16 protein-coding genes are annotated in these 15,971 nt (G+C 65.1%); 9 read left to right on the forward strand and 7 right to left on the reverse strand.

The window, feature by feature from the left end; all coding sequences use genetic code 11:
* Window positions 1-41: 41 nt before the first annotated feature.
* The 3 genes from J7359_RS06275 to J7359_RS06285 all read left to right on the forward strand — a co-directional run bounded on the left by J7359_RS06275 (window position 42) and on the right by J7359_RS06285 (window position 2,259).
* The gene (locus tag J7359_RS06275) at window positions 42-1,412 is read left to right on the forward strand and encodes a glutamate--cysteine ligase (protein WP_209055717.1); all 1,371 of its coding nucleotides are present in this window, start codon (window positions 42-44) and stop codon (window positions 1,410-1,412) included.
* Between the two features lie 63 nt (window positions 1,413-1,475).
* Entirely contained in the window at window positions 1,476-1,730 is a 255-nt protein-coding gene (locus tag J7359_RS06280) for a hypothetical protein (protein WP_209055719.1), read from the forward strand.
* 100 nt (window positions 1,731-1,830) lie between these two features.
* Complete coding sequence (locus J7359_RS06285) at window positions 1,831-2,259, forward strand: hypothetical protein (protein ID WP_209055720.1); 429 nt, start codon at window positions 1,831-1,833, stop codon at window positions 2,257-2,259.
* Here the strand turns inward: J7359_RS06285 and plsY are convergent.
* From plsY to J7359_RS06300, 3 genes are read right to left on the reverse strand one after another with little or no spacing between them, the layout of a single operon-like run.
* A complete protein-coding gene (plsY, locus tag J7359_RS06290) occupies window positions 2,256-2,840 on the reverse strand; it encodes a glycerol-3-phosphate 1-O-acyltransferase PlsY (RefSeq protein ID WP_209055722.1) in 585 nt (194 codons plus the stop codon). The genes J7359_RS06285 and plsY overlap by 4 nt on opposite strands.
* On the reverse strand, window positions 2,837-4,120 hold the full coding sequence (gene pyrC, locus J7359_RS06295) for a dihydroorotase (protein WP_209055724.1): 1,284 nt from the start codon (window positions 4,118-4,120) through the stop codon (window positions 2,837-2,839). The genes plsY and pyrC overlap by 4 nt, the downstream gene beginning before the upstream one ends.
* Window positions 4,117-5,079, reverse strand: a complete 963-nt coding sequence (locus tag J7359_RS06300; RefSeq protein WP_209055726.1) for an aspartate carbamoyltransferase catalytic subunit — start codon at window positions 5,077-5,079, stop codon at window positions 4,117-4,119. Before J7359_RS06300 ends, pyrC begins: the two co-directional genes overlap by 4 nt.
* A gap of 187 nt (window positions 5,080-5,266) precedes the next feature.
* Here J7359_RS06300 and J7359_RS06305 point away from each other — a divergent pair, with 187 nt between their 5' ends.
* The 6 genes from J7359_RS06305 (at window position 5,267) to J7359_RS06330 (ending at window position 11,225) form a co-directional block, all read left to right on the forward strand.
* Window positions 5,267-6,643, forward strand: coding sequence for an MATE family efflux transporter (locus J7359_RS06305; protein ID WP_209055728.1), 1,377 nt, complete (start codon window positions 5,267-5,269; stop codon window positions 6,641-6,643).
* Window positions 6,644-6,676: 33 nt separating this feature from the next.
* Window positions 6,677-6,913 carry an Lrp/AsnC ligand binding domain-containing protein gene (locus J7359_RS06310; protein ID WP_209055730.1) on the forward strand — a complete coding sequence of 79 codons (237 nt, stop codon included), beginning with the start codon at window positions 6,677-6,679 and terminating at the stop codon, window positions 6,911-6,913.
* 275 nt (window positions 6,914-7,188) lie between these two features.
* Window positions 7,189-8,769 carry a cytochrome ubiquinol oxidase subunit I gene (locus J7359_RS06315; protein WP_209055732.1) on the forward strand — a complete coding sequence of 527 codons (1,581 nt, stop codon included), beginning with the start codon at window positions 7,189-7,191 and terminating at the stop codon, window positions 8,767-8,769.
* A gap of 4 nt (window positions 8,770-8,773) precedes the next feature.
* On the forward strand, window positions 8,774-9,937 hold the full coding sequence (gene cydB / locus J7359_RS06320; protein ID WP_209055734.1) for a cytochrome d ubiquinol oxidase subunit II: 1,164 nt from the start codon (window positions 8,774-8,776) through the stop codon (window positions 9,935-9,937).
* Between the two features lie 15 nt (window positions 9,938-9,952).
* Window positions 9,953-10,081: a cytochrome bd-I oxidase subunit CydX gene (gene cydX, locus J7359_RS06325; RefSeq protein ID WP_209055736.1), complete on the forward strand. Its 129-nt coding sequence runs from the start codon at window positions 9,953-9,955 to the stop codon at window positions 10,079-10,081.
* A 40-nt stretch (window positions 10,082-10,121) separates the two neighbouring features.
* Entirely contained in the window at window positions 10,122-11,225 is a 1,104-nt protein-coding gene (locus J7359_RS06330; RefSeq protein ID WP_209055738.1) for a pyridoxal phosphate-dependent aminotransferase, read from the forward strand.
* 67 nt (window positions 11,226-11,292) lie between these two features.
* Here J7359_RS06330 and katG read toward each other — a convergent pair whose 3' ends face one another.
* The 4 genes from katG to ccmI all read right to left on the reverse strand — a co-directional run bounded on the left by katG (window position 11,293) and on the right by ccmI (window position 15,739).
* A complete protein-coding gene (gene katG, locus J7359_RS06335) occupies window positions 11,293-13,461 on the reverse strand; it encodes a catalase/peroxidase HPI (protein WP_209055740.1) in 2,169 nt (722 codons plus the stop codon).
* A 177-nt stretch (window positions 13,462-13,638) separates the two neighbouring features.
* Window positions 13,639-13,857, reverse strand: coding sequence for a DUF1289 domain-containing protein (locus tag J7359_RS06340; protein ID WP_209055742.1), 219 nt, complete (start codon window positions 13,855-13,857; stop codon window positions 13,639-13,641).
* Between the two features lie 173 nt (window positions 13,858-14,030).
* Entirely contained in the window at window positions 14,031-14,498 is a 468-nt protein-coding gene (ruvX, locus tag J7359_RS06345) for a Holliday junction resolvase RuvX (RefSeq protein WP_209055743.1), read from the reverse strand.
* Entirely contained in the window at window positions 14,495-15,739 is a 1,245-nt protein-coding gene (gene ccmI, locus J7359_RS06350) for a c-type cytochrome biogenesis protein CcmI (RefSeq protein ID WP_209055746.1), read from the reverse strand. Before ccmI ends, ruvX begins: the two co-directional genes overlap by 4 nt.
* Between the last annotated feature and the right edge of the window lie 232 nt (window positions 15,740-15,971).

Below are 15,971 nucleotides of genomic sequence, written 5' to 3' on the forward strand. Positions count from 1 at the left end.
GCCACCTGTGACCGACTTGAAACCCCAAAGAGGCCTCAGCCATGTCGATTCCCCAGCAGGGCGGAGGCCCCATCGAAAGCCGCGACCAGCTTGCCGCCTATATCGCCGCCGGTGAAAAGCCGCGCGAGGCGTGGCGGATCGGCACCGAGCACGAGAAATTCGGCTATTGCCACGCGCAGAATCTGCCGTTGCCCTACGAGGGCGACTGTTCGATCAAGGCGATGCTGACCGGCCTGCAGGAACGCTTTGGCTGGGCGCCGGTGCTGGAGCAGGGCAATATCATCGGTCTGGAACGCGACGGTGCGAATGTCAGCCTTGAGCCGGGCGGGCAGTTGGAACTGTCCGGCGCGCCGCTGGAGAACATCCACCAGACCTGTGACGAGGTGAACAGCCATCTGGCCGAGGTCAAGGCCGTCGCCGACCGGATCGGCGCGGGGTTCATCGGGCTGGGGGCCGCGCCGATCTGGACGCAGGATCAGATGCCGATGATGCCCAAGGGGCGCTATCGGCTGATGACCGATTACATGGGGCGTGTCGGCACGCTGGGAACGCAGATGATGTATCGCACCTGCACGGTGCAGGTGAATCTGGATTTCGCGTCCGAGGCCGACATGGTCAAGAAGCTGCGGGTCGCGCTGGCCTTGCAGCCGGTGGCGAATGCGCTGTTCGCCAATTCACCCTTCCTTGATGGCAAGCCGAACGGCATGAAAAGCTGGCGCGCGCATATCTGGCAGAATCTGGACGACGCGCGCACCGGCATGCTGCCCTTTGTCTTCGAAGATGGCTTCGGCTACGAGGCGTGGGTTGACTATGTTCTTGATGTACCGATGTATTTTGTCTATCGCGACGGCAAGTATATCGACGCGTTGGGACAATCCTTCCGCGATTTCCTGAAGGGCGAACTGCCCGCGCTGCCAGGCCAGGTCCCGACCCTGTCGGACTGGGCGGATCACCTGACCACCGTGTTCCCCGAGGCGCGTGTCAAGAAATTCATCGAGATGCGCGGTGCTGATGGCGGGCCGTGGCGGCGTCTGTGCGCGCTGCCGGCCCTGTGGGTCGGCCTGACCTATGACCAGACCGCGCTGGATGCTGCCTGGGATCTGGTCAAGGACTGGGACCACGAGACGCGCGAAGGGCTGCGCCGCGCGGCCGGACGCGATGCCTTGCAGGGCGAGGCAAATGGCATCCGGATGCACGATCTGGCGCGCCACGTTCTGGACATCGCCGAGGCCGGGTTGAAGGCCCGCGCGTGTCCCGGCGCCGGTGGGCTTGTCCCCGATGAGACGCATTTCCTGAATGCGCTGAAGGAAAGCATCGACAGCGGCAAGGTGCCCGCCGACGAGCTGCTGGAAAAATATCGCGGCGAATGGCAGGGCGATCTGAACCGGATCTACGCCGAATATTCCTACTGATCTTGCCTCGCCCCTGTCGGCGTGCCAAGCGTCCCGCGATTTCAACCAAGCGGAGCGTTTTCAATGCGTGATTTCTTCATTGTCTGGATGGAACGGATCGTCAATGTCGTGGTGATCCTGGGCGCGATCGGCGTCCTGATCGGCGCCATCGCCGCGATGTTCAGCCCGCAGGGCGGTATCCTGCAGGGGCTGGCCGTGCTGATCGGCGGAACGATCTACATGATCCTGTTGGGCGGCATGATCTATCTGGGGCTGGGCATCTACAACAACACCCGTCGGACCGCCGAAGCGATCGAACGTTTGGCCGACCGGCCTTGATCCGCGCACGACAAGGTGACAGGGGCACGCCCGCTGCAGTCTTGAAATGCGCCCCGTCCGGTGGCACCCGAGTCGAAAGGCAAGAAAAGGCGAGGGTGTGATGCGGGCGGATCTGATGGTGTGGACCCAGCGGCTGGTGGCGGCTGTCTTCGTGGTCGGGGTGGTCGGTCTGGGCGCGACGGTGGTGACGCTGGTGCGGCAGGCGGAAGGCGTGCCACCGCTGCCGGTCTTTGTCGGGTTGCTTGGGCTTGTCGCACTGCTGCTGTTGGCCGGGGCGTGCATGGCGCTGATCTCGATCGCGATTTCGGCACGGCGGGGAACCGATGCGCTGCGGCGTCTTGCGTCCCAGCCGGGGGGTGCTGCGCCGGTGGCTGGCCCTGTGGCCGCATCTGTGTCGGGCGGCGCGCGCCCGTTCTCGGCAAGCGCGCTGCGCGAGGTGGCGCAGCAGCCCGAGTCCGAACAGGATCCGGTGGCCGCGCCTGCGCGTCCGGCGCGCCCGTCCGGACGCAAGCTGGTCGCCGAACGCTAGCCCTTCTTGCCGATCCGCGGTTCGCTGCCGTCCATCAGCCGGGCGATGTTGGCCTTATGGCGCAGAAAGATCAGCGCGGCCATGAACAGGCACACAAGGATCAGGTCGGTCCGTCCCAGCGCCCAGGCGAAGACCGGCGACAAGGCGGCAGCCATCAGGGCCGACAGGGAACTGATCCGGCTGACCAGTGCCGTCAGCAGCCAGATCCCGCAGGCGATCAGCCCAAGGGGCCAGTTAAGCGCGATCAGCGTTCCAAGAAAGGTCGCGACGCCCTTGCCGCCCTTGAAGCCCAGCCAGACCGGAAAGCAGTGGCCCAGAAATGCCGCGCCGCCGGCCATGATCGCCGCCGTCTCGCCGGCGAAATGGCGCGCCAGCAGCACCGCGATGGCGCCCTTGCCGGAATCCAGCAGCAGCGTGGCAAGCGCGGCGGGCTTGTTGCCGGTGCGCAGGACATTGGTCGCACCGATATTGCCGGACCCGATCTTGCGCAGATCGCCCAGCCCCAGCGCGCGGGCGATAACGATGCCGAACGGGATCGACCCCAGAAGATACCCCAGCACGGTCCACAGGATCAGGCTCATGCGTCACCTCCGAAAACGCGGCGCCCCGCGACCCATGTGCCCAGCACCCGACCTTCCAGCCTTGCGCCGTCGAAGGGCGTGTTCTTCGATTTCGACAGCAGCTTGAAGCGGTCCAGAACGAAGGGGGCGTCGGGATCGAACAGCACCAGATCGGCGGGTGCGCCACGATCGATCCGGCCCGCGTCCAGCCCCAGCCGGCGGGCCGGGTTCAGCGACATGGCCCGCCACAATTGCGGCAGGGACAGCCCGCCCTGATGATACAGCCGCATCGCGGCAGGCAGCAGTGTTTGCAGGCCGACTGCGCCGGGGGCGGCAGCCTCGAAGGGCAGGCGCTTGGATTCCTCGTCCTGCGGAGTGTGGAAACTGGCGATCACGTCGATCTGCCCCTCGGCCACCGCCTGCACCATCGCCTGCCGGTCCTCTTCCGACCGCAGGGGCGGAGTGAAGCGGAAGAAGGTCCGGTAGTCGCCCACATCGAATTCGTTCAGCGTCAGGTGGTGGATCGAGATTCCGGCGCTGACATCCAGCCCGGCCTGCCGCGCACGGGTCAGTGAGGGCAGTGCCCCCGCCGTGGTGATCTGGTCGGCATGCCAGCGGCAGCGGGTCATGGCGACCAGCGACAGATCGCGGTCCAGCCCCATCACCTCGGCCACGGGCGACACCGCCGGGATACCGTAGAGCGAGGCGAATTTCCCGCTGGTCGCCGCGCTGCCCCTGGACAGGCTCGCATCCTGCGGATGGCCGACGATCAGCGCATCCAGCCCGCGCGCATAGGTCATCGCGCGCGACAGCACCCGCGTATCGTTGACGACGCGCACCCCGTCGGTAAAGGCGACCGCGCCCAGATCGGTCAGGAACCCGATCTCGACCATCTCGCGGCCCGCGCGGTCCTTGGTCAGCGCGGCCATGTGATGGATGTTGACCGGCGCATCGGCCGCCCGACGGGTGACGAATTCCAGCGATTCCGGCGTATCGATCGGCGGCATCGTGTCAGGCCGGGCGATGATCGTGGTCACACCGCCGGCGGCGGCGGCCAGCCCGGCGCTGCGGAAACTTTCCTTGTGACGCTCGCCCGGTTCGCCGATCTTGACGCCCCAATCGACCAGCCCCGGCGCCAGCGCGCGCTCCTGACAGTCGATCACGGTCGCGCCTTCCGGCGCGGCCTCGTCAGCGGCCCCGACGCCGTCGATGCGCCCGTCGCGGACCAGCAGGCTGCCTATCCGGTCGGTCTGTGCCTGCGGATCGATCAGCCGGGCGTTGGAGAAGAGGGTCGAACTCAAACCATCACCCCCGCCGCCGCGCGGCCCCGTTCGGCGCGCAGGTTCCGGGCCAGAAGATCCAGCGCGGCCATGCGCACCGCGACGCCCATTTCGACCTGATCCTGAATGACGGATCTGTTGATGTCGTCGGCGATGGTGCCGTCGATCTCGACGCCGCGATTCATCGGGCCGGGATGCATGACGATGGCATCCTCGGCGGCCAAGGCCAGTTTCTCGGCGTCAAGTCCCCAGCGGTGATAGTATTCCCGCTCGGACGGGATGAAGCCGCCATCCATCCGTTCCTTCTGCAGCCGCAGCATCATCACCACATCGGCGCCGGCCAGACCGGCGCGCATGTCCTGGAAGACCTCGACACCCATCTCGGCGGCCTCAGCGGGCATCAGCGTCGCCGGGCCGATCAGGCGGATGCGGTTTTCCATCTTGCCCAGAAGGATCAGGTTCGACCGCGCCACCCGGCTGTTGGCGATGTCGCCGCAGATCGCCACGGTCAGGCGCTGCAACCGGCCCTTGGCGCGGCGGATCGTCAGCGCGTCCAGCAGTGCCTGGGTGGGATGTTCATGGCGTCCGTCGCCGGCGTTGATGACCGCGCAGTTCACCTTTTCCGCCAGCAGGTTCACCGCGCCAGAGTTCTGGTGGCGCACCACCAGCAGGTCGGGCTGCATGGCGTTCAGGGTCAGGGCGGTGTCGATCAGCGTCTCGCCCTTCTTCACCGAAGATTGTGCGACGGCCATGTTCATCACGTCGGCCCCAAGCCGCTTGCCCGCCAGTTCGAAACTGGCCTGGGTGCGGGTCGAGTTCTCGAAGAACATGTTGATCTGGGTCATCCCGGCCAGCGCGTCGGAATGTTTCACGGTGCGGCGGTTCAGCGCCACATATTCCTCGGCCAGATCAAGAAGCTGCACGATGTCCGAGGGCGCGAGATGGTCGATGCCCAGAAGGTGGCGGGCGCGAAATGTCATGGGCGGCCTCTGGCAGGATCGGGACGCGCCTTCTATCGCAGATGGCGCATCACGCGGCAAGCGGGCAGGGCGGTTCGGCGCGGCGCCAGGGACGCGTCGGATTGTCAATGAACGCGACAGGCAGATTCCTGCATGTCGTGCAAATCTGGTGATTGCCCGTTCACCGTGGCCCGGATATGGGATCGGGATGTTCTGGTCACGCTATCGCCCTCATGTCGTGGCGACATTGTCGCTGGGTCTGCCGTTGATCGGCAGCCATCTGGCGCGCATGGCCATCGGTGTCAGCGATACGGTGATGATCGGCTGGTACGGGGTCGAGGAACTGGCCGCGCTGGTCATCGCGACCTCGTTCCTGATCATCCTGTTCTTCCTTGGCATGGGATTCGGCACCGGCGTGATGGGGCTGATCGCCACCAGCATTGCCCGCGGCGACGAGACCGAGGTGCGGCGCGGCACCCGCATGGCGCTGTGGCTGTCGGGCATCTTCTCGCTTCTGGTGATGCCGCCGATGTGGTTTGCCGAGCCGATCCTGCTGGCGCTGGGACAGACGCCGCTGATTTCCGAGATGTCGCAGGACTATCTGCGGATCGCCGGCTGGGGCCTGTTGCCGATGCTGGCCGGGCTGACGCTGAATTCCTACCTCGCGGCGCTGGAGCGGACGCAGGTGGTGATGTGGGTGACGCTGGCCGGCCTGCCGCTGAACGTGGCAATGAACTGGGTGTTCATCTTCGGCAATCTGGGTGCGCCCGAACTGGGTGTGCGCGGCGCGGCCATCGCCAGCCTGTCGGTGCAGGTGACGCAATTGCTGATGCTGGTGGGCTATGCGGCGTGGTTGCCCGTGGCCCGCAAATACAACCTGTTCCAGCGGTTCTGGCGGCCCGACTGGCCGGCATTCTGGGCGATCTTCCGTCTGGGCCTGCCGATCGGCGTCACCATGCTGGCCGAGGGCGGGCTGTTTGTCGCCTCGAACGTGATGATGGGCTGGATCGGGACCAAGGAACTGGCCGCGCATGGCATTGCGATACAGATCGCATCGATCACCTTCATGGCGCATCTTGGGCTGTCCAACGCCGCGACGGTGCGGATCGGGCAGGCAAAGGGGCGCGGCGATGCCGCATGGATGCGCGATGCCGGGGTGACGGTCACGGCGCTGTCGATGGGGTTCGCGGTTCTGGCCGTTGCGCTGTATCTGATCTTTCCCGACGCGCTGGTGCGGATGTATCTGGACCCGGCCGATCCCGAGACGCCGGTCATCGTGGCGATCGGCGCGATGCTGCTGTTCTATGCCGCGCTGTTCCAGCTGACCGATGCGCTGCAGGTGGTGGCGCTGGGGCTGCTGCGCGGGGTGCATGACACGCGGGTGCCGATGTGGATCGCCGGTTTCAGCTATTGGGTGGTCGGCATGCCGATCGCCTGGGGCCTGGCCTTTCCGCTGGGATTCGGCGCGCCCGGCCTGTGGCTGGGGCTGGTCGCCGGGCTGTCGGTCGCGGCGGTCCTGCTGCTGATCCGGTTCTGGCGCGGCTGGCGTCGCGGGGACTGGACCGCGCAGCCGCCCGCGGTCTAACCTGCGGCCCGACACGACCAGCAGGAGACCGCGATGCGCCCCGTCTTTGTCCAGTTCCGCTGCGAGCCCGGCCGGACCTACGAGGTCGCCGAAGCGATCTATGATCGCGAGATCGTCAGCGAGCTTTATTCGACCTCGGGCGATTACGACCTGCTGGCCAAGGTCTATATTCCCGAGGATGAGGATGTCGGAAGGTTCCTGTCGGATCGCCTGTTCGACATCCCCCATATCAGCCGCACGCTGACCACCATGACCTTCCGCGCGTTCTAGACGCGCGCCGCATCACCGAATCGCCCCGCGCCGCTGGGTTGCAGGCCGGGCAGAGGACATGGGCTTGGGATTCCGACCTGTCTGACAGTTGGCTGCGATAGTGAAATTCGTGGTCCCATTGCATCAAGCTTTTTGCGGGCTGCATGGGTGGTTTGATAAATTCAAATCATTGAATGCGACATGCGGTCGCAGCGACAGCCTGCCACGCGGTCCGACGCTTGGGATCGGCTGCGCGCCTTGCTATGATCGGGATATCGAAAACAAGGATCGCGCCCATGGATATCGGTGTCGTCGAGCTGTCGCGGCTGCAATTCGCCATGACCGCATTGTACCATTTTCTGTTCGTTCCTCTGACGCTTGGCCTGTCGATCCTGGTGGCGATCATGGAGACGGTCTATGTCATGACCGACCGCCCGATCTGGCGTCAGATGACCAAGTTCTGGGGAACGCTGTTCGGGATCAACTTCGCCATGGGCGTCGCGACGGGCGTGGTGATGGAATTCCAGTTCGGCATGAACTGGTCCTATTACAGCCATTATGTCGGCGATGTCTTCGGCGCCCCGCTGGCGATCGAGGGGCTGATGGCGTTCTTCCTGGAGGCCACATTCGTGGGCCTGTGGTTCTTCGGCTGGGACCGTCTGTCGAAGGTCGGGCATCTGGTCGTCGCCTGGCTGGTCGCCTTCGGGTCGAACTTCTCGGCGCTGTGGATCCTGATCGCGAATGGCTGGATGCAGAACCCGGTCGGCGCCGAATTCAATCCGCTGACCATGCGCATGGAGATGACCAGCTTCTTCGAGGTGATGTTCAACACCGTCGCGCAGGCGAAATTCGTCCACACCGTCAGCGCCGGTTATGTCACCGCCTCGGTCTTCGTGCTGGGCGTGTCGGCGTGGTTCCTGCTGAAGGGGCGTCATGTCGGGCTGGCCCGCCGCTCGATCGCGGTGGCCTCCAGCTTCGGGCTGGCGGCGGCGTTGTCGGTCGTCGTGCTGGGCGACGAATCCGGCTATGATGCCGGGCTGAACCAGAAGATGAAGCTGGCAGCCATCGAGGCCATGTGGGAGACCGAGCCCGCCCCCGCGCCGTTCACGCTGGTAGGTATCCCCGACCAGCAGGCGCGCGAGACCAAATGGGCCCTGCATGTGCCCTATGTCATGGGACTGATCGGCACCCGGTCGCTGACCGAAGAGATACCCGGCATCAACCAGCTTGAGGAAGAGGCGGAACGCCGCGTCCGGTCCGGGCTGATCGCCTATGATGCGCTGATGACCATCCAGCAGGACCGCGAGGCCACCGACCGCGCGGTGATGCAGAGCTTCGAGGACCATTCCGATGATCTGGGCTATGCGCTGCTGCTGCGCCGCTATCTGGATGATCCGCGCGAGGCGACCGATGCGCAGATCGCCCAGGCGGCCGAGGACACGATCCCGCATGTCTGGCCGATCTTCTGGGCGTTCCGCATCATGGTCGGGCTGGGTTTCCTGTTCATCGCCACGATGGGTTATTTCTTCGTGCAGTCCTCGTTCCGGGGGGGGCGATATCCCGTCTGGGCGCTGCGATTTGCGGTGCTGATCATCCCGGCGCCGTGGATCGCGGCAGAACTGGGCTGGATCGTCGCAGAATACGGGCGCCAGCCCTGGACGGTGGACGGCATCCTGCCCACCGCGCTGTCGGTCAGCGCGCTGTCGGTGACAGAGCTTCTGCTGACCATCGCGGGCTTCGCGACCTTCTACACCGTGCTGTTCCTGATCGAGGTCAAGCTGCTGCTGAAATACATCCGCAAGGGTCCGACCGAGGATGTGCAACTGACCGAAGACTGGAATACCGCCCACCGCGCCCGTCTGGCGCCTGCGGAGTGATGCCATGATCCTGTATGAACTTGTCTCGTTCGAGCATCTGCGCCTGATCTGGTGGCTGCTTCTGGGTGTCCTGCTGATCGGCTTTGCGCTGACCGACGGTTTCGACATGGGCACCGGCGCGCTGCTGCCCTTTGTCGCGAAGACCGACACCGAACGCCGCGTGGTCATCAACACCGTCGGACCGGTCTGGGAAGGCAACCAGGTCTGGTTCATCCTTGGCGGCGGCGCGATCTTCGCGGCGTTTCCGCCGCTTTACGCCGTCAGCTTCTCGGGGTTCTACCTTGCGCTGTTCCTGATCCTCAGCGCGTTCATCGTTCGTCCGGTGGCCTTCAAGTATCGGTCCAAGCGGGAAGATCCGACATGGCGTGCCCGGTGGGACTGGGCATTGTTCTTCGGCGGTGCGGTGCCCGCGCTGCTGTTCGGCGTGGCGGTCGGCAACGTGCTTCTGGGTGTGCCGTTTCACCTGACGCCTGATCTGCATTCGGTCTATGAGGGCGGAGCGTTCGGGAAGCTGTTCGGCCTGTTGCGCCCCTTCGCGCTGCTTTGCGGGATCGTGTCGCTGGCGATGCTGGTCATGCATGGCGCGGGCTGGATCGTGTTGAAGACCGAAGGGGCGATTGCCGCGCGCGCCCGTCGCTTTGGCAGCATCGCATCCAAGGTCGTGCTGGCGGGATATGCGCTGGCCGGGCTTTGGCTGGCGTTTTTCATCGACGGATACGCCTTCGTGGCCGAACCGCCCCATGACGGCCCGTCGAACCCCCTGGCATCGGCGGTCGCGCATTCGGGAAGCTGGCTGGCTGCCTATGGCGACCGGCCATGGATCGTGATCGCGCCTGTCATGGGGTTTCTCGGCACGGTGATGGCGGGCCGGGCCCTGCGATCCGGCGGAGAATTGTCGCCGCTTGGCTGGTCGAAGATGGCCGTCTTCGGGATGATCTCGTCGGTGGGTCTGACGATCTATCCGTTCCTGTTGCCGTCCAACACCAATCCCGACAGTTCGCTGACCATCTGGGACGCGTCATCTTCGCACCAGACGTTGTTCGTGATGCTGGTCGCGACGGCGATCTTCATGCCGCTGATCCTGATCTACACGGCGTGGGTCTATCGCGTGTTGTGGGGCAAGGTAACGGAAGACGACGTGTCGAACCCCGATACGCACAGCTACTGAGGAAAGGAACCGCGCATGTGGTATTTCGCATGGATGTTGGGGCTGCCGCTGGCCGCGCTGCTGGCGGTCGTGAACGCGATCTGGCTGGAACTGCGCGACGACCGCGCGATGCTGGACGGGCAGGGCGGGGATCCGAAGGACTGACGCTTGCGATGCGGGCGAAAATGGGCCACGAATCGCGCCCATGAGACGTCCCCGCTTTGCCCCGATCCCCGCCGCGCTGCCCGCCACCGTTCCCTTTGTCGGACCCGAGGAACTGCAACGCAGGATCGGGTCTGTCTTCGACGCGCGGATCGGCGCGAACGAAAGCGGCTTCGGCCCCAGTCCGCATGCGATTCAGGCGATGCAGGCCGAACTGCCCAGGCTGTGGCAATATGGCGATTCGACCAGTCACCAGCTTGTCGAGGCGCTGGCAGAGCATCTTGACGTGCCGGGGGTCCACATCACGGTGGGCGAAGGCGTGGACGGGCTTCTGGGCAATCTTGTCCGTCTGATGGTCGGACCGGGCGATGCGGTCGTCACCTCGGACGGGGCCTATCCGACCTTCAACTATCATGTCGCGGGCTTCGGTGGCGTTCTGCACAAGGTGCCCTATCGCCATGATGCCGAAGACCCGCAGGCGCTGGTCCACGAAGCGCGACGGACGGGCGCAAAGCTGGTTTATCTGGCAAACCCCGACAATCCGATGGGAAGCTGGCATTCGGGCAAGCTGATCCAGGATATGCTGGACGAACTGCCCGAGGGCACGCTGCTGGTCCTGGACGAGGCCTATGCCGAATTCGCGCCTGCCGAGGCCGTGCCGCAGATTTCCTCCGACGATCCGCGCGTGATCCGGATGCGCACGTTTTCGAAGGCCTACGGGCTGGCCGGTGCGCGGATCGGATATGCGGTCGGTCACCCCGATCTGATCGCCGGGTTCGACCGGATCCGCAACCATTTTGGCGTGAACCGGATCGCGCAGGTTGGCGCTCTGGCCGCGCTGCGCGATCAGGCATGGCTGGCGGACGTGCTGGCGAACGTGGTAGCGGCGCGCGACAGGATCGGCAAGATCGGCGCCGATAACGGCATGCACGCCTTGCCGTCCGCCACGAATTTCGTCGCCGTCGATACAGGCCGGGATGGCGAATATTCCCGCGCCTTGGTGCAAGCGCTGCAGGGGCAGGGCGTGTTCATCCGGATGCCGGGTGTTGCACCGCTGGATCGCTGTATCCGGATCAGCTGTGCACCAGCGCCGGAACTGGATGTGCTGGCAGACCGCCTGCCGCGCGCGATGGCGCTTATCGGCTGACAATCAGACAGTTGTTGGTCCGTCAGAATGGCGTGCCCGGCCCGGTGGGGCCGGACACGCAGCGTGCTCAGCGCAGGTCGAACCGATCTGCGTTCATCACCTTGGTCCAGGCCGACGCAAAGTCCTGAACGAACTTCTCGGCACTGTCGTCCTGGGCATACAGCTCGGCATAGGCGCGCAGGATAGAATTCGATCCGATCACAAGGTCCATGCGCGTTGCGGTCCATTTGACAGCGCCGGTCTTGCGGTCGCGGATTTCATAGATCCCGCCGTCGACAGGCGCCCATTTATAGGCCATGTCGGTCAGGTTGACGAAGAAGTCCGTCGTCAGCGCGCCTTCGCGTTCGGTCAGGACGCCATGCCGGGTGCCGCCGTGATTGGTGCCCATCGCGCGCATGCCGCCGATCAGGACGACCATCTCGGGCGCGGTCAGACCCATCAGCTGGGTGCGGTCCAGCATCAATTCCTCGGGGCTGACGGCATAATCCTGCTTCTGCCAGTTGCGATAGCCGTCGGCCAGAGGCTCCAGCGCATCGAAGGATTCGGCGTCCGTCATCTCGTCGGTGGCGTCGCCGCGACCGGGCGAGAATGGCAGCTCCAGTTCAAAGCCCGCGGCCTTGGCGGCCTGTTCGACCCCCAGATTGCCGGCAAGAACGATGACGTCGGCGACCGAAGCGCCGCTCTCTGCGGCGATCGGTTCCAGCACCGACAGCACATGGGCCAGGCGCTGCGGCTCGTTTCCTTCCCAGTCCTTTTGCGGGGCCAGGCGGATGCGGGCGCCGTTGGCGCCGCCGCGCATGTCCGAGCCGCGATAGGTGCGGGCGCTGTCCCATGCGGTGGACACCATATCAGCCAGCGAAAGGCCGCTTTCCGCGATCTTTCCTTTCACGGCAGCGATGTCATAGCCCGTCGGTCCGGCCGGAATCGGATCCTGCCAGATCAGGTCTTCTGCCGGGACATCCGGGCCCAGATAACGGACCTTCGGACCCATGTCGCGGTGGGTCAGCTTGAACCATGCACGGGCGAAGATGTCCTGGAAATAGGCGGGGTCTGCCATGAATTTCTGGCAGATCGCGTTATAGGTCGGGTCCATCTTCATCGCCATGTCGGCGTCGGTCATCATCGGGTTGCGCCGCTTGGTCGGGTCGGTCGCATCGACCGGCTTGTCCTCTTCGCGGATGTCGACGGGTTCCCACTGATTGGCCCCGGCGGGCGATTTGCGCAGTTCCCATTCATGGCCGAACAGCATCTCGAAGAAGCCCATGTCGAACTTGGTCGGATGTGTCGTCCATGCGCCTTCCAGACCGGATGTCACGGCACGGGCAGCCTGTCCCTGCATGTCGGGATTGTCCCAGCCCAGGCCCTGCATTTCAGGACCGGCAGATTCGGGATCTGCACCCAGCGCGGTGGCGTCGCCATTGCCGTGGGTCTTGCCGACGGTGTGGCCTCCGGCGGTCAGCGCGGCGGTTTCCTCGTCATTCATCGCCATGCGCTTGAACGTCTCGCGCACCTGTTCGGCGGTCTTCAGCGGATCGGGCTTGCCGTTCACGCCCTCGGGGTTGACGTAGATCAGGCCCATCTGCACGGCGGCCAGCGGGTTTTCCATCGTCGAGGGGGTCTCGACATCGCCATAGCGTTCGTCGGACGGCGCCAGCCATTCCTTTTCCGCACCCCAGTAGGTGTCGATTTCCGGATGCCAGATATCCTCGCGGCCGAAGGCAAAGCCGAAGGTCTTCAGACCCATCGATTCATAGGCGATGGTGCCGGCAAGGATGATGAGGTCCGCCCAGGACACCTTGTTGCCGTATTTCCGCTTGATCGGCCACAGCAGCCGCCTTGCCTTGTCCAGGCTGACATTGTCCGGCCAGCTGTTCAGCGGGGCAAAGCGCTGGTTGCCGGTGCCGCCGCCGCCGCGGCCATCGGCCAGGCGATAGGATCCTGCCGCGTGCCACGCCATCCGGATGAACAACCCGCCGTAATGGCCATAATCGGCAGGCCACCAATCCTGACTATCGGTCATCAGCGCGTGCAGATCCTGCTTCAGCGCCTTGACGTCCAGCTTCTTCAGTTCCTCGCGATAGTCGAACCCCTTCAGAGGGTTCGTCTTGCTGTCGTGCTGGTGCAGGATGTCCAGGTTCAGCGCGTTGGGCCACCAGCTCATCACCGAGCTTCCGGTGGCGGTATTGCCCCCATGCATCACCGGGCATTTGCCGGCAGGGATATCGCTTCCGTCCATGATAGTTCCTCCGAGTGGCTGCGTTCGTTGCGTAGCGCGCGTTCGTGAAGATGGCATGATGGCCGATATCGGCAACCATCCGTCGCGAGAAGTCTAACGGCAATTATTCGCAAAGGAAAAATTGCTTTTTCTTCGGGTTCGGATAAGATTTTCTTATCATCCTCGTCCCCCGTCCGATCAGCCCCGAAGCGCTTTCTGCGCGGACTCGCCGCGTTGTTTCTTCAGCAGTGGCCTGCGGGAGGGCAGCATGTCGATCACATCGCGACGTTCCTGCGGCGACATCCCGCCCCAGCAGGCAATTTCGTCCAGCGTGCGATAGCAGCCTGCGCAGATACCATGCCGCGGGTGCATGACGCAGATGTTGTTGCAGGGGCTTTGGGGAGGATCGTCGTTCATTCGACGAGACTAGAGGCGGCATTCCATCGCCGCAAGCGCGCCCGGTGGCTTTCTGCCCTGTCTGACGGTGTGGTCCGAAGGGCGTGAAGGGCACGGGCCGGGCAGGGCCCGGCCCGGTCGCTGCCGCTTGGACGGGCGCGCGCTGCGCGCGCCGCCCGTGCATACACGAAACCTCAGCCCAGATATCGCAGACGGTCCAGCGCGCCCTGAAGAATATACCCGGCGGCGACCTGATCGATGACTTCCGCGCGGCGTCGGCGCGACGTGTCCGCCTCGAGCAGGGCACGCTCGGCCGCGACGGTCGACAGCCTCTCATCCCAGAAGCCGATCGGCAGGTCGGTCAGCCGCGAAAGATTGCGTGCGAAGGCTCGCGTTGATTGCGCGCGCGGGCCTTCGCTGCCGTCCATGTTGCGCGGCAGCCCAAGGATCAAGCCCACCAGGCCACGATTCTCGGTGATCTTCAGCAGGTCTTCGGCATCCAGCGTGAATTTTCGCCGCCGGATCACCGACAGCGGCGAGGCGACCTGCCGCAGCCCGTCGCTGACCGCAACGCCGATCGTCTTGGTGCCCAGATCCAGCCCCGCCAGCCCGCCGATCCGGGGCAGGGCGCCGGCGAATTCGGCGATGTCGGCGAAGATCATTCGACCAGTCCCGCCGCCTGCGCCGCCGCGCGAACCGTCTGCAGCGCCTCGGGCGAGGCGGCAAAGCGGGTTTGCGCCTCGGTCCAGATGTCGCGTGCGTGGTCCGTCTGCCCCAGCACGCCAAGCGACGAGATCAGCCGGGCCCATTCCTCGGGGGTGCCGCCCTGATCGGCAAGTCTGGCTTCCAGCCGTGCGACCATGCCGCCGATCATCTCTTGGCGCTGTTCGGGCGACATGTCTTCGGCCGCATCCAGCATGCCGGCATCCGGTCCGGGAAGTGACGGCATTCCGGGCGTTGACGGTTCGGGCGGAACATAGTCGGGCTGACCGGCAAGCCACGCCAGATCCTGAATGCCGTTGCGGATCGGGGTGATCCACGGTGCGTCGGCCGGTCCTTCCTCGATCAGCCGGCGCCAGATCGGGAAGGCACGGTCGGGCCGGCCATTCTGCAGTTGCAGCAATCCCAGCAGGTATCGCGCCTGCGGCTGGTTGGGATCCTTGCCAAGCGAACGGGCCAGAACCTGCTCGGCCTCGGGGGTTATGATTCCACCGGCTGCCTCGATCATCAGGGCGGCCAGCCGCATCACCTCTTCGGCGCTGGCCGCGTCGCCGCGCGCCGCGACAAGTCGCTGCTGCGCCTCGCGCGCCGCCGTGATGTTTCCCAGCCGCATTTCGCTGGTGGCAAGAAGGGTCAGCCCCTGAGGGTCGTCGGGATTGCGCGCGACCGCCGCGCGCAGCTGTTCGACCAGCGCCATGTATTCGGGATCAGGGTCGGGCAGATCGGCGGGTGCGGTTGCCTGCGCCTCGGCCTGGTCCTGACTGGGGCGGGTGTCGTAGGCGCGTTCCGCCATCGCGATGCGGCTTGCGATGGGCAGGTCGGGCGCGCCCGGCGCCCCTTCGCGCAGATACAGCGCCACCGCCCCGGCCAGCAGCGCCAGCAGGACCAGCGCCGCCCCGGCACCGGCGCCGCCGCGCGATGGCGGGGCCGCATCGCCCTGCCGGCGGTCAGCGTCCAGGACCTTGCGGCCGATTTCGGTGCGCAGCCGGTCGGCATCCTCGGGGGCGATCACGCCGCGCTCCAGGTCGCGTTCAACCTCACGCAGCTGGTCGCGATAGACCTGCAGGTCATAGGCCGCTGCAGGCATGGCAGCCGCCGTGCCGCTTTGCCGTGTCCGCCAGATCGGGGCAAAGATCGCCGCTGCAACGCACAGCACCAGAACCGTGCAGAAAATCCAGAACATCGCATTCCTCCGCTTGCCACATCTGTAGTCGTGTCACGGAAGATCCGAAAGTGGCGTGGTGCCGCATCCCCGGCTGAGATCGCCGAATGCAGGCGGATTTGCACGGAATTTGGCGCCAAAAGGCATCGTGCTGACAAAATCGTGCGCGACGATCGCCGTAGGCGATGTCGGAATTTGAACTGAAGCTGCCGCATCACGTCTTGTTCGCGCGCCGCCGCGCGGCCATTCTGTC

The organism is Paracoccus sp. R12_2, from assembly GCF_017744015.1.
Lineage (GTDB): Bacteria > Pseudomonadota > Alphaproteobacteria > Rhodobacterales > Rhodobacteraceae > Paracoccus.